The sequence below is a fragment of the Erythrobacter mangrovi genome (genome assembly GCF_013260645.1).
Taxonomy (GTDB): domain Bacteria; phylum Pseudomonadota; class Alphaproteobacteria; order Sphingomonadales; family Sphingomonadaceae; genus Qipengyuania; species Qipengyuania mangrovi.
On record NZ_CP053921.1, the window covers coordinates 2,817,227 to 2,830,613 of the forward strand.

The window sequence follows — 13,387 nt, forward strand, 5'->3', positions numbered from 1 at the left end:
TCCCTGGGTGCCTGTGTTTCATGGAGGCGATGACCGAATTGCGCAACATCGTGATCCTGACCGGGGCGGGGATATCGGCCGAAAGCGGGATCGATACGTTCCGAAGCGAAGGCGGCCTGTGGGAGCAGCATCGCGTGGAAGACGTCGCAACGCCTGAAGGCTTCGCCCGCGACCCGGACCTCGTGCTGCGTTTCTACGACATGCGGCGCGAGGCGATCCAGGCCAAACAGCCCAATCCTGCACATGAGGCGCTGGCGCGGCTGGACGAGGCGTGGGATGGAGAGCTGTTGATCGTCACCCAGAACGTCGACGACCTGCACGAGCGGGCAGGCGCACGCCGCGTACTGCACATGCACGGGACGCACCTCAATGCCTGGTGCACGGCGTGCGATGCGCGCTCGCCCTGGACCGGGCCACTCATAGACCGACCGCCATGCCCGGCTTGCGGGACGAGCGCCTTGCGCCCGGATGTCGTGTGGTTCGGTGAGATGCCATACGAAATGGAACGCATCTACGCGTCAATCCGCCGTGCCGACCTGTTTGTGAGCATCGGCACTTCGGGTGCGGTCTATCCGGCGGCGGGCTTCGTGCGCGATGCGCGTGAGCTGCGGGTGCGAACGCTCGAACTCAACCTGGAACGCAGCCAGGGTTCGCACTGGTTCCATGAAAGCCGGCAAGGCCCGGCGACGCAGCTCGTGCCGGCCTGGGTGGAAGAAACGCTCGCGCAGCGCCTTGGGTAATGTTCAGGCAAAGGGCCTGCGCACGAATGCCATGCGCAGGCCCCTCACCATTACTTCGCCCGGATTCCCCGTCAGTTGCCGCCGAGCGACCAGCCGAACTTGAGGCCGAACTCGCTTGCATCATTGGCAAGGATGTTAAGAACATAGGGGCCGACATCCAGTGCGCCCTGGGTATACCGTTCGTCAGTGATGTTCTTGCCATAGGCGGTAATCGACCAGTTGGCGCCGTCGGGTTCATAGGTGACGTTGAAGCCCAGCAACTCGCGGCTATCAATGAACGCGGTTGGCGAGTTGTTGGGCTGGCCTTCCAGGCTGCCGCGGTACGAGTAGTCAGCGCGCGCGGTGATCCTGCCGCCACCCACGTCGAACTCGACCTGCGGGCCGACTGCCACGGTCCAGCGCGGAGTCAATGCCGCGCGGTTGCCATCGGCCAGGCTGCTGCCCGGTTCGACGTTGCGGAAGGTTGAGTCAATGTAGCCAACCGCTGTGTTGAGCGAGAACGCGCCCAGCCGGACATTGCCTTCCCATTCGACGCCGATCGAACGCAGGTCGCCGGCATCGTCGGTTACGGTGATGAACCCGTTCGGCCCGATCGTGCTGACCTGTGCGGGGAAGGAATTGTAGGTGGTGTGGAACACCGACAGAGCCATTTGCAGCCAGTCGGTCGGTTCGCCCTTGATCCCCGCTTCGTAGTTGATTGCCGTCACCGGATCGGTGGCGAAGAAGGTATCCGCCCCGCCGAATGGGCGTGCCGGGAATTGCCCAGACTGATAGCCGCGCGCGACCGTTCCGTAGATGTCTAGGCGATCGGCGAGCGCATAGGTCGCCGATGCTTCCCAGGTCACTTCGCTGAAGCTGGCCGAGCCGCCGAATTCGGGAGCGAAGCCCAGGTCGGCGGTCGCGTCCTTGCTGTCGTGGGTGAAGCGTAGACCGCCGGAGATGCGCAGTGCCTCCGTCACGCGAACGCCGAGATTGGCATAGGCCGCATAGCTTTCGGTCTGCTGGGTCTGCTCGAACAAGCCGTCGCCAAAACCGTTGAAGGTGGTCGGCTGCTGGAAATTGAAGCCGTCTTCGTTGAAGTAGTAGAGGCCGCCGACATAGTCGAAGATCCCCGATTGCCCACCCAGCTGCAGTTCGAATGAATACTGCTCCGCCTCACCGACTTCGGGGAAGGAGAGGAAATCCAGCTCGGCTCCGTCATCGTCGAGCCCGCCTTCATAGTCCGAGAAACGGTAGCTGCCGATGAATTTGAGGTTGAGCGCATCGCTCAGCGCATAGTCGATGATCCCGCTGAAGCCATAGGCGGAGTTCGAGGTCCGCGCGAGGTCGGCCTGACCCGAATTGGTGTCGAACGGATTCTCGGACTGGCTGGTCACCGGATCAAGCCCGCCGGCGCAGGCGACCGCGTAGGGCCCGAACAGATCGGCGATGTCAGCCGCGGTGCAGCCCCCCGGGGGTACCTTGATCGTGGTGGTGAACGGGTTCTGTCCGTTGGTGCCCTCGTTGCCGTCGGCGGTAAGCTGGATCGAAAGCCGATCGCTTGGCGTCCACTTCAACGCTATGCGGCCATGGATATCCTCCAACTCGCCCACGCGTGCTTCGGGGTTCGGGATGTTGAGGAAATCGCCCAGCCCGTTGCGCCGGTCGATGCCGAAGCTGATCGACGCGGCTAACGTATCCGACAGTCGGGTATTGCCATAGAAGTCGGCGGCCAGCCGACCGCGCGTGCCCGCCTGCAGCTTGACCGAGGCGGTTTCCTCGTCGCCCGGCTGGCGGGTGACGATATTCACCGCGCCCCCGACCGAGTTGCGCCCGAACAGCGTACCCTGCGGGCCACGCAGCACTTCGAGCCGCTCGATGTTGTCGAGGTTGAGGTTCTGGCCGATCTGGCGCCCGAGATAGACGCCGTCGACATAGACGCCCACGGTGGGATCGATCACGATCAAGTGATCCTGGAAACCGATCCCGCGAATGCTGGGGAATTGCGAACTCGGATTGCCCGCACCGAAGTTCGTCACGGTCAGGTTGGGCACATATTTGCCGATATCGACGATGCTGTCGGCATTGCGGCTGTCGAGCGCTTCGGGGCTGAATACCGTCACAGCGACGGGCGCCTCGTAAACGTCCTGCGCGGTGCCCTTCGAGGTCACGATGATGACGTTGAAATTGCTCGTGTCGTCGTCGCCGTCGGTGTCCGCGGCCTGCTGCGCCATCGCAACCTGGGGGAAGGCGCCAATCGCGAAGAGTGCGGTGGTTGCAGTCAGAAGATTTCGTAGTTCTCGTTTCATACCCATGTCTCGATACCTCTTTGGGCCATGCTCATCCGATCCGCGCTTACTGGTGAAGCAAGTTCGGAAGGGCGTTCAAATGTCGGCTGAGGGTCTGGCTAGAACCAGCCAGCGAGGAATTGCAAAACCAGCCCTTAGCCCGACTGCAAGTTACTGGGGAAAGGCGTAATATTGTTGCGAATTTGTCGCATTATCGTGCCCTTGGGCCTCACGACTCCAGATTTTGGACTTTGGCTGCGTCGCGAATTAGGCGCTGGGGTGGCGAATCGATTGTTCCCGTAGCGGGCTCAGTATCCTGGACCGAGGCCACAGGTCGTACAGGCTGGGTCCTTGGTGATCCTGAAGTTTCGCAGTTCGGGCCTGAGCCCATCAAGCAGGAATACTGTTCCCCATTGCGGCTCACCCAGCCCGCCGAGAGGGGCAAGCAACACGCGTATCGCCTGCAGTGCCGCGAAGGTGGCGGCCCATCCGGCCATCGCGCCCAGCATGCCGTCCTCGGCGCAGGTGTCGCAGTCTTCGGCATCGAAGGCATCGCCGACGAAGCAGCGGTAGCAGGCCTCGCCCGGCAGGTGTCCGGCGAAGGCCCCGACCTGTCCCTGGAAACGGCCCACCGCGGCTGACAGGAGCGGTACGCGTTCTGCCACGCATGCGTCGGAAACGGCCAGACGAGTGGCGAAATTGTCGGTCCCGTCGAGGACCAGGTCGGCGCCGGCAACCAAGTCGCCGACATTTGCGGCAGTGATCCGGCGGTCGGAAATGGCGACGTCGAGTGCGGGATCGAAGCCGGTCACCCAGCGCTTCGCTACCACGGCCTTGCCGTGACCGATGTCGCGCGTGTTGTAGAGCGTCTGGCGCTGGAGGTTGGAGACCTCGACCTTGTCATCGTCGACCAGGGTGAGCTTCCCGATGCCCGCCGCCGCAAGGTATTGCAGCGCAGGCGAACCGATCCCGCCGAGCCCGACCAGAACCAGATGCTTGCCCGCCAGTGCAACCTGGCCCGCGCCGCCGATCTCGGGCAGCACGATGTGGCGTGCAAAGCGATCGAGCCGCTCGGGACCGAGGGTCACGCCTGCGGGTCCTCGGGGCGACGCTCGCGCCGAAAGCCGTGCATGCCGTGCCACCATTGCAGGGCAATCACGGCGCCCTTGGCGGGCTGGAGGAGGAGGAGCATGAGGACGATGGAGAGGGGGATAATCGTCGCGATCACCACCCAACTGGGAATCGCCCAGTCGAACAGCATGAGGACAAGAATCGGCGCCAGCAGGTGCCCCGTCACGAACATCGCGATGTAGGCGGGAAAGTCGTCGGCGCGCTGTTCGGACAGGTCCAGCGCACAGGCGGGGCAGTGTGCCAGCGGCTTGAGCCACTTTCCGAAGATCCGCGCCTCGCCGCAACGGGGGCATTGGCAGCGCAGTCCCCGCAGCAACATTTCGGTTGGCGAGGCGGGAAGGGTGACGTCCGGTCGGAGGGATGAGGGCTGAGTCATGGCACGCCCTTTGGCCTTTCGCGCGCGCGCTGTCGACAGCCCTGTGGAGAGGGCTGTCGACTTGTTGTGCAGCGATGGTGAAGCGAACCGAAGGGCTGCGTGGGTTATCCCGTCAGCTTTCGAGCTGTCTCAACAGGCTACGCACATCGCCGTCCATGTCGGCATCGCGCTGGCGCAGGTCTTCGATCAGGCGAACGGCGTGGATTACCGTGGAGTGGTCGCGACCGCCGAACTTGCGCCCGATTTCGGGATAGCTGCGCGGGGTGAGGACCTTCGACAGGTACATCGCCACCTGGCGCGGGCGAACCACTGCCCGGGCACGCCGCTTTGACGACATTTCCGATCGGTCGATGCGGTAGAACTGGCACACGGTGCGCTGGATCTCGTCGATGGTAATTCGGCGCCGGTTGGCCGAAAGGATATCGGTCAGCTGCTCTTCCGCGAGCTGCAGCGACACTTCCTGTCCGGTGAGCTGGGCGTAGGCGATCAGCTTGTTGAGGCCGCCCACCAGTTCGCGAACGTTGCGGGTGATCGTGCGGGCGAGGAATTCGAGCACATCTTCCGGCACCTGCAGCGGGGCGAACTTGGTCAGCTTCGAATGCAGGATCTTCTTGCGCAGCTCGATGTCGGCCGCCTGGATGTCGGCAACGAGCCCCATCGACAGGCGGCTGAGCAGGCGCGGTTCGACCCCATCGAGCGCCTGCGGCGCGCGGTCGGCGGCGAAGACCAGCCGCTTGCCTTCGGCCAGCAGCGCATCGATCGTGTAGAGCAGTTCCTCCTGCGCACTCGCCTTGCCGATGATGAACTGGATATCGTCCACCAGCAACAGGTCGAAGCTGCGCAGGCGGGCCTTGAATTCCAGCATCTGGTTGGCCTTCAGCGCCTGGACGAATTCGACCATGAAGCGTTCGGCACTGCAGTAGAAGATGCGGCTGCGCGGGTGCGCCTGCAGGAAGGCATGACCGATTGCGTGGAGCAGGTGCGTCTTGCCCTGGCCGGTGGCGGCCTTGAGATAGAGCGGGCTGAACTGCGGCTTCTCGGTCGCCGACATGCGCTGTGCGGCATTGAAGGCGAGTACGTTGGCTTCGCCGGTAATGAAGGCAGCGAAGGTCAGCAGCGGGTCGAGCCCGACCGACGAGGTGAAGCCCCCGTCGCCCAGCGTATCCGCGCTGATCGCCATCATCGAATGGTCGCCGTCATTAGCCGGGCGACGGCCATTGCCGTGCAGGCGCAGGTCGGTGACGTGGCGACGGCCCGGATGCACGCCAATGCGCACTGTGCGCACTTCGCTGCGCGCAATCTTCCATGCCAGGCTCAGCCGGTCGGCAAAGCGATCGTTGACCCAGTTGGCGCTGAATTCGGTCGGCAAGAAGAGATCGAGCGTGCCGGTTGCCTTGTCGATCCCCCCCACCTGGATTGGCTTGATCCATTGGCTGTGGAGCTGGTGACCCAGGTCCTTGCGCAGGCCCTGGCTAATATCGGCCCAATCGGCGGCCAGGTTAACTGCTTCGAGATCTTCCATCGATTCGTCTTGTACTTTCCGCTTTGCCCCCACGAACTCGGATGTTTTATCCATGTTGTGATCCGTTCCCCCAAGCCGACGCTTCGCAGCGCGGCGATCCCAGAATAATAGCGCGTGGGTGGCTGTGGGCAAAGCGCTGCCCTTCACCGGAATTGGGTCAATTCCGGTGTCCCCCCATGCAAATCGAATATGGAGCCTAGGCTGTCCCGTCCTTGGCTGATGAAGACCTGTCTAAGTCCCGTGGCGAATGAGTCGCAAGGGGGATAACCGCAAAAAAACTGAAATAATCTGGTTGACTTGCCTCAACCCCGCAGGCTGCCGTTGAAGTACATGATTTATCTACATATTGCTCCCGCGAAGGTTGCGAATCGCGGGAAAAGCGAGGTTTTGGTTACGTTACGGTTACAGTGCTGCGGCGCAGCATGGCCCGGATACGACAAAGGGGCCGCGGCCCACGGGCCCGGCCCCTTGTAGATTTGCGACAGCAGCCCTCGCGGGCCAGCGAATCAGAGCGCCGCGACTCGCTTGGTCAGGCGGCTCAGCTTGCGTGCGGCGGTGTTCTTGTGGAGCACACCGCGGGCGACACCGCGTGCCAGTTCCGGCTGTGCGCTCTTGAGAGCGGCCGCAGCGCCATCCTTGTCACCGCCTTCGATCGCGGTTTCGACCTTCTTGACGAAGCTGCGGATGCGGCTGATGCGCGCGCCGTTGATTTCGGCACGGGCGGCGTTGCGACGGATGCGCTTCTTGGCTTGCGGCGTATTGGCCATGTCTGTCCTCGTCAGGCCGCACCGACTGGCGCGGCGGTAAATCTCGTCTGGGCGTTGCGAAAGGGCAGCCAGGGGCCGCCGGAAAGCGGCGCACTTAGCGGCGGGCCTGCGAATCGTCAAGCAATTGCTTGGTGTGCGTAACGGTGGACTAACGCCCAGCGAACCCTACATCGCACAGGCAAGCCGGAAAGGATACCGACCGTGACCGACAAGACGATCCGCAGCGATACAGAATGGCGCGCCGCGCTGACCCCCGAACAGTACCACGTCCTTCGCGAAGCGGGAACCGAACGCGCGTTCACCGGAAAGTATGACAAGCATTTCGATGACGGTGAGTACACCTGCGCCGGGTGCGGGCAGAAGCTGTTCGACAGCGACAGCAAATTCAACAGCGGCTGCGGCTGGCCGGCCTTTACCGCTCCGGCGGATACCCAGTTGATCGATGAGCGGCGCGACACCTCCTATGGCATGATCCGTACCGAGGTCATGTGCTCGAACTGCGGCGGGCATCTGGGCCATGTCTTCCCCGACGGTCCGCGCGATCGTGGGGGGCTGCGCTATTGCATCAACAGCGCGGCGCTCGACTTCGCGCCGGAGGCGGGCGAGGAATAGGCGGGCCGTTCAGCGAGCGTTAGACCTCGCCAATCCAGCGTGTGACCGATATAGCGCTGCCAGCAGCTAAGGGGATTTCCCGGGTCACATGGATAAGAGAGGGAGCCGCCGCAAGCGCGCGGCGCGTAACGAACGGGCCCGCCGGGCTGCGGCAGACAGGCCGCAATCACGCTTCAGGATGTGGATGCGCCGCGCCTTCATCTGGGGTGGGGCGCTGGCGCTGCTCGGTGCCCTGTTCCTGGGGCTTGCGGTGGCCTTCTCCGCGCGCTCGATGCCCAGTTACTACCAGCTCAAGGCGACCCAGAACGCGCAGACGATCATTGTGCGTGCGCGTGACGGCAGCGAAATCGTCGCACTCGGGCCCAGCTACGGCAAGTGGCTGTCATCCAACGAAATCCCGCAGGTCATGAAGGATGCGATGATCTCGGTCGAGGATCGTCGCTATTACTCTCACTTCGGGATCGACCCCTATGGCCTCGTTCGCGCAGTCTATGAGGCTGTGACCGGCGATGAGCGCATCTCGGCGACATCGACCATCACCCAGCAGCTGGCGCGCAACGTCTTCCTCAACTCCAACCGCTCGCTCGACCGCAAGCTGCGCGAGGCAGTCCTGGCGATGGCGCTGGAAGCCAGGTTCTCGAAGGAGCAGATCCTCGAGCTCTACCTCAACAAGGTCTATTTCGGCGGCGGCGCCTATGGCATCGATTCCGCCAGCCGGAAGTTCTTCAGCCATCCGGCGACCGAGCTATCGACCGCCGAGGCGGCGATCATTGCCGGACTGGTCAAGGCACCGAGCCGCTACTCGCCGACCGCTGACGTCGATGCAGCGGTGGGCCGCGCCAGCGTGGTCTTGCGGTTGATGAAGGAACAGGGGCGAATTCCAGCCGATGTCACGGTCGATCCGTCGACGGTCAATCTCAAGGAAGAGAAAGGTCAGAATTCGGTTCGCTATTTCACCGACTGGGCTTTGCCCCAGCTCGAACTGCTGCTGCCCGAAACCTATGAACCGATCGAGGTCTGGACCACGCTCGATGTGGGGATGCAGCGCGCGGCCACTGCCGCGATCAAGTCCAACACCCCCGACGGCGCGCAAGGTGCCTTGGTCAGCCTCGATCGCGATGGTGCGGTGCTCGCCATGATCGGGGGGACCGATTACGTCGAAACCAGTTACAACCGCGCCACCGATGCGATGCGCCAACCCGGATCGAGCTGGAAGCTTTTCGTCTATCTCGCGGCACTCGAAGCCGGCTACAAGCCAGACGACCGGGTGGTCGATACGCCGGTGACGATCGAAGGCTGGACTCCACGCAATTCCAACGGCCGCAATGTCGGCGAAATCGACCTGCGAACCGCCTTTGCCTATTCGATCAATACCGTCGCAGCACAGCTCGGCAACGAGGTCGGCTTCGGCACCGTCGCCTCGATGGCGCGGCGCTTTGGCATCACGACCGAGATCAGCACCTATCCGTCGATGGTGCTGGGGTCGAACGAAGTGCGCCTGCTCGACATGACCCGGGCCTTCGCCGCGATCTCCGACAAGGGGCATTCGGTCGAACCCTATGGGATCATCAAGGTCACCACCGGTGAAGGCCGCGTGCTCTATGAACATGAGCGGCGACGCCAGTCGCAGCTGGTGCCCGATTACGTCGCGGCGGGCATAACCGACCTTCTCCAGACAGCGGTCAACACCGGGACCGGGCGCGCCGCGCAGATCGGCCGGCCGACGGCGGGCAAGACCGGTACCACCAGCTCGAACAAGGATGGCTATTTTGTCGGCTTCTCCAGCGGGGTCACCACCGGTGTATGGATGGGGCGTGACGACAATTCACGCGTTGGCGGATTGCAGGGCGGCACCGCCCCGGCGCGGGCCTTTGCCGCCTATATGCGTTATGCGGTGAAGAACCGTCCGGTCGAGGAATTCGATACCGACCTCCAGCTTCCCGAATGGCAGCTCGAGCCGGATGACGAATACATGTTGGGCGACCCTGACGACTATTACTTCATCGACGAGCAGGGGAACCTGATCGAACCCGGTCGCCCTACCGATGAGCGGGGCGATCCCTTCGGCGAGGGGCCCGTGCGGCCCGAGGATGGCCAGCGTCCGCGCCAGCCTCCGGCGCTGCCGCAACGCGGAGCCGATGGCGGACCCCAGGCGATCGGCGACGATTTCCTCGACGAGGCAACGGGGGCCGATCGGGACCGTCGTGCGCGGCCGGCCCCGCAGCAGACGCCCATTCCGCCGCGCCGCTAGCGATTGGAGCGGCCAAAGGAAAAGGCCCCCAGCCTTGCGGCAGGGGGCCTTCAGCATTTCCATTGCGCAACGCGATCAGCGCAGTCGCACCGCCACAAACTGGGCTGGCCGACCGCGACGCTGGACGCGCAGGAGCACCGCTTCGCGCTTGTCGGCCTGTGCCGAGCGAATTGTGCTCTCGAGATCCTCGAGGCTCGCCACCGTGCGATTATTGGCCGAAAGGATGATGTCTCCGCGCTGGAGACCCTTGCGTGCCGCATCCGCATTGGGATCAACGCCGGCGACGACAACGCCCTGCGTTTCGGCCCCTACGCCAAGCTGGCGCGCGATCTGCGGACTGAGTGGTAAGACCTGCAGCCCAAGGCTTTCCTGGATCGTCTCGCTATCATTCGACTCGATGTCGTCCTGCTGGTCCGCGTCGGGGTCGAACTGCTGTTGGCGCAGTTCCTCCTCTGAAGGACGCTTGCCCACCGTGGCATTGACACGCTTGCTGGCCCCGTCGCGGATCAACTCGATCGGAACCGTCGTGCCCGGACGGATATTGGCGACAAGATAGGACAGCGTCTGCTCGGGCGTGACCTCTTTGCCATCGACCTTGAGCACGATGTCGCCCGGCTGAATGCCGGCCTTGTCGGCGGCTTCGCCCGGCTGGACCGACTGGATGAACTCGCCGCGGTTGCGCTCGACACCGAGCGAGTCGGCGAGGTCCTCGGTTACCGGCTGGATGTTGACGCCCAGGTAGCCGCGCTCGATTTCCACGCCGGCGCGCAGCTTCTCGACGATCGGCGCGGCGATTTCAGCGGGGATGGCGAAGCCGATACCCACGCTGCCGCCCGAGGGTGAGAAGATCGCGTTGTTGATGCCGATGACCTGACCATGCATGTCGAACAGCGGGCCGCCCGAATTGCCGCGGTTGATGGCCGCGTCGGTCTGGATGTAGCGGTCATAGGCGCCGCCCTGGCCGGTGTTGCGATAGACCGCCGAGACGATCCCCGAGGTTACCGTGCCGCCAAGGCCGAAGGGGTTGCCGATCGCCACCACCCAGTCGCCCGGCCGCGCATGGGCGCTGTCGCCGAATTTGACGAAGGGGAAGGGTTCGCGGCGATTGATCTTGAGCACCGCGAGGTCCGATTGTGGGTCGGTCCCTACGAGTTCGGCCTGGTACTCCGTCCCGTCGGGCATGGTCACGGTAATCTCTTCCACCGTCCCGCGCCCGTTCGGGCTGACTACGTGGTTGTTGGTCACCACATAGCCGTCAGCCGAGATGATAAAGCCCGAACCGAGCGACTGGCCTTCCTGGAAACGCGGCTGTTGCTGTTGCTGGCCGCGATTGCCGAACAGTCCTTCGAACGGAGTCCCGGCGAAGGGGTTGCCTTGCTGCGGGATTTCGATCCGCTGGCGGGTGGAAATATTGACCACGGCTGGCTGCAGCTGTGCGGTTAGGTCAGCAAAGCTTTCCGGTGCGCCGGCGCGCGGAACCACGCGGGCCATGTGGGCATCGTCGTTCTGGGCGACCTGCGCCCCGGCGGGATAGCCGGTCGCGAGCGAAATGGCTGCGCCCCCCAGCAGGAGCGCACTTGTCACGGAGTATGCGTATCGCACGGGCTTCACGTCCTTTTCGTCCTCTTCCTTGTCAACGCACCAACGGCGATTTTGTCACCGGGGCACGGAATGGGTACGGAGGCGACATCTCGCCTTTCCCGCTTAACCGCGTTTGAACGGCCAGTGGCCGGGTCGACGAACCGTCAACGCCGTCCGCGAAACTGCCGCAGGTACTCGTTGTCCGGCGACAGGATGATGCTGCTGCTGGCGTTTCCGTTCTCCGGCGCAAAGGTCGCATCATAGCTCTGCATGGCGCGGTAGAAATCGTAGAACCCGGGATCCTTGCCGAAGCTGTCGGCATAGATCTTCGCCGCCTGGGCATCTGCTTCGGCGCGGATGATGCGGGCATCGCGAGCGCCTTGCGCGCGGATGGTGCGCGCTTCGCGTTCGCGATCGGTCTCCATGCGCTGGAAGGCCGACTGCAGCGGCGCGCCATCGGGCAGGTCGGTGCGCTTGATCTGCACGTCGATCACTTCGGCCCCGTATTGCCGCGCCTGGCGGTTCAGGTTGTCGCGGACATTGGCGAGCGCGGTCCCTCGTTCGGCCGTGAGCATGGCCGAAAAGGTACGACGACCCAGCTCCTGCCGGAGCACCGAGTTGAGGATCGGTTCGAGCGCGATGCGCACACCTTCCGTGGTCCCGGCGCGTTCGACCATGCGGATCGGATCCGAAATGCGGAAGCGGGCATAGGCATTGACCAGCAGGCGCTGCTGATCGTTCGACAGCACTTCCTCGTCCGTCATGTCGAGATCGAGCACGCGTTTCTCGATCCGCGCCACCCGTTCGTAGAACGGAATTCGCAGGTAGATCCCGGCCTCGGTCTTGCCGCCCGGAGTATTGACCGTGCGCACCGGTTCACCGGCAGCGATCACGACAACCTGTTCTTCCTCGGGCACGATATAGGCGCTCAGCATAAAGCCGATCAGTGCCGCCCCGAGTGCGATCACCGATGCGCGGTGTTCCTCCCAAATGCGTCCCATCTTACTGGCCCTCCTGCGGTGTCACGGTGGTGGTCGACTGGGCCTGCTGCGCCCTGCGGCGCAATTCGGGCAGCGCGAGGTAAGGTGTCACACCCGGAGTTTCGACGATGGTCTTGTCGGTCTTGCTCAGCACGCGTTCCATGGTCTCGTAATAAAGTCGCTGGCGGGTAACTTCGGGCGCCAGGCGGTATTGCTCATAGACCTGGTCGAAAGCCTCGGCCTCGCCCTGTGCCTGGGCGATCACCTGCTGTGCATAGCCGCTTGCCTGGTTGCGCGCGGCATCGGCGTTCTGTTCGGCGACCGAAACGTCACGGAAGGAATCGACCACGTCGGCCGGAGGGTCGGCCTTGGCGATTTCCACGCCGAGCACCTCGATGCCCGAACGATAGGCATCGAGCGTGCGTTGCATCCGCAGTCGGACCCTCTGCTCGATTTCCGCACGGCCCTGGCCGGAGAAAGTCTGGTCGAGCGTCTTTTCCGCGACCGACGCGCGCATCGCCGCTTCGGCCACTTCATTGACCGTCTCGACCGGTTCGGCGAGCGAGAACTTGAAGTTCTCTAAGCTCTTGATGTTCCAGCGCACGATATAGCTGAGATCGACGAGATTCTGATCGCCGGTCAGGATCAGCTTGGCCTTCTGCCCCGTTTCCGGGATGCGCACCACGCGAACACCGGTGACGTCCTCGACATCGACTACCTCGATCGGGAAGGGTGCGGAAAAACGCATCCCCGAATCGAGCGTGCGGGTGTAATTGCCAAGCGTCTTGACGACCGCCTTTTCCTGCGGGTCGATCAGGTGGACGCTGGTTGTCAGCAGGCCGACACCGATGATGCCGGCCACAGCCACCGGGAACCAGCTTTTGCCGCCGGGGCGCGGGGGCAGGCGGAAACCGGGACCACCGGTGCCGCCGCCACGGCGCGGGCCTTCGGGGCCGCGGCTCCTGAAGATATCTTCGATATTGGGCGCGCGTCGCCCGCCGTCTTCGGAACCGGGCGGCAGCCAGGGGTTGCGCGGGCCCTTGGCCTTGTCGGAACCCGGCTCGTCGTTGCCCGAGTCACCGTTTTCGCCAACCGGCCCGTCGCCATCATCCGGTCCCTTGCCGGAACCGCCACCCCAAGGGCTCTTTTTGCCCGCCATT

At 63.7% G+C, this 13,387-nt stretch carries 11 protein-coding genes; 3 read left to right on the top strand and 8 right to left on the bottom strand.

Going from position 1 to position 13,387, the window contains the following annotated elements; genetic code table 11:
• The first annotated feature begins 29 nt into the window (after positions 1–29).
• Positions 30–740: an NAD-dependent deacylase gene (locus HQR01_RS14045; RefSeq protein WP_173215616.1), complete on the top strand. Its 711-nt coding sequence runs from the start codon at positions 30–32 to the stop codon at positions 738–740.
• A 71-nt stretch (positions 741–811) separates the two neighbouring features.
• Here the strand turns inward: HQR01_RS14045 and HQR01_RS14050 are convergent, their stop codons facing one another.
• From HQR01_RS14050 to rpsT, 5 genes are all read right to left on the bottom strand, one after another.
• Entirely contained in the window at positions 812–3,034 is a 2,223-nt protein-coding gene (locus HQR01_RS14050) for a TonB-dependent receptor (RefSeq protein WP_173215618.1), read from the bottom strand.
• A gap of 281 nt (positions 3,035–3,315) precedes the next feature.
• Positions 3,316–4,095, bottom strand: a complete 780-nt coding sequence (locus HQR01_RS14055; protein ID WP_173215620.1) for a HesA/MoeB/ThiF family protein — start codon at positions 4,093–4,095, stop codon at positions 3,316–3,318.
• Entirely contained in the window at positions 4,092–4,514 is a 423-nt protein-coding gene (locus HQR01_RS14060; RefSeq protein ID WP_173215622.1) for a DUF983 domain-containing protein, read from the bottom strand. Before HQR01_RS14060 ends, HQR01_RS14055 begins: the two co-directional genes overlap by 4 nt.
• A 112-nt stretch (positions 4,515–4,626) precedes the next feature.
• A complete protein-coding gene (gene dnaA / locus HQR01_RS14065) occupies positions 4,627–6,090 on the bottom strand; it encodes a chromosomal replication initiator protein DnaA (RefSeq protein ID WP_173215624.1) in 1,464 nt (487 codons plus the stop codon).
• Positions 6,091–6,542: 452 nt separating this feature from the next.
• Positions 6,543–6,803 carry a 30S ribosomal protein S20 gene (gene rpsT, locus HQR01_RS14070; protein ID WP_173215626.1) on the bottom strand — a complete coding sequence of 87 codons (261 nt, stop codon included), beginning with the start codon at positions 6,801–6,803 and terminating at the stop codon, positions 6,543–6,545.
• Positions 6,804–7,004: 201 nt separating this feature from the next.
• Here rpsT and msrB point away from each other — a divergent pair, with 201 nt between their 5' ends.
• Both msrB and HQR01_RS14080 read left to right on the top strand, forming a co-directional pair.
• Positions 7,005–7,415 (top strand): peptide-methionine (R)-S-oxide reductase MsrB, encoded by a 411-nt coding sequence (gene msrB, locus HQR01_RS14075; protein WP_173215628.1) that lies wholly within the window; start codon positions 7,005–7,007, stop codon positions 7,413–7,415.
• Between the two features lie 88 nt (positions 7,416–7,503).
• Positions 7,504–9,666 carry a PBP1A family penicillin-binding protein gene (locus HQR01_RS14080; protein WP_173215630.1) on the top strand — a complete coding sequence of 721 codons (2,163 nt, stop codon included), beginning with the start codon at positions 7,504–7,506 and terminating at the stop codon, positions 9,664–9,666.
• A 75-nt stretch (positions 9,667–9,741) separates the two neighbouring features.
• Here the strand turns inward: HQR01_RS14080 and HQR01_RS14085 are convergent, their stop codons facing one another.
• The 3 genes from HQR01_RS14085 to hflK form a co-directional block, all read right to left on the bottom strand.
• On the bottom strand, positions 9,742–11,268 hold the full coding sequence (locus HQR01_RS14085) for a Do family serine endopeptidase (RefSeq protein ID WP_173215632.1): 1,527 nt from the start codon (positions 11,266–11,268) through the stop codon (positions 9,742–9,744).
• Positions 11,269–11,411: 143 nt separating this feature from the next.
• Complete coding sequence (hflC, locus tag HQR01_RS14090; protein WP_173215634.1) at positions 11,412–12,248, bottom strand: protease modulator HflC; 837 nt, start codon at positions 12,246–12,248, stop codon at positions 11,412–11,414.
• Position 12,249: 1 nt separating this feature from the next.
• On the bottom strand, positions 12,250–13,386 hold the full coding sequence (gene hflK, locus HQR01_RS14095) for a protease modulator HflK (RefSeq protein WP_173215636.1): 1,137 nt from the start codon (positions 13,384–13,386) through the stop codon (positions 12,250–12,252).
• Position 13,387 lies beyond the last annotated feature (1 nt).

Coding starts and splice junctions, on each gene's coding strand:
- HQR01_RS14045 (WP_173215616.1), top strand. CDS start 30: ATGACCGAATTGCGCAACATCGTGATCCTGACCGGGGCGGGGATATCG.
- HQR01_RS14050 (WP_173215618.1), bottom strand. CDS start 3,034: ATGGGTATGAAACGAGAACTACGAAATCTTCTGACTGCAACCACCGCA.
- HQR01_RS14060 (WP_173215622.1), bottom strand. CDS start 4,514: ATGACTCAGCCCTCATCCCTCCGACCGGACGTCACCCTTCCCGCCTCG.
- dnaA (WP_173215624.1), bottom strand. CDS start 6,090: ATGGATAAAACATCCGAGTTCGTGGGGGCAAAGCGGAAAGTACAAGAC.
- rpsT (WP_173215626.1), bottom strand. CDS start 6,803: ATGGCCAATACGCCGCAAGCCAAGAAGCGCATCCGTCGCAACGCCGCC.
- HQR01_RS14080 (WP_173215630.1), top strand. CDS start 7,504: ATGGATAAGAGAGGGAGCCGCCGCAAGCGCGCGGCGCGTAACGAACGG.
- hflC (WP_173215634.1), bottom strand. CDS start 12,248: ATGGGACGCATTTGGGAGGAACACCGCGCATCGGTGATCGCACTCGGG.
- hflK (WP_173215636.1), bottom strand. CDS start 13,386: ATGGCGGGCAAAAAGAGCCCTTGGGGTGGCGGTTCCGGCAAGGGACCG.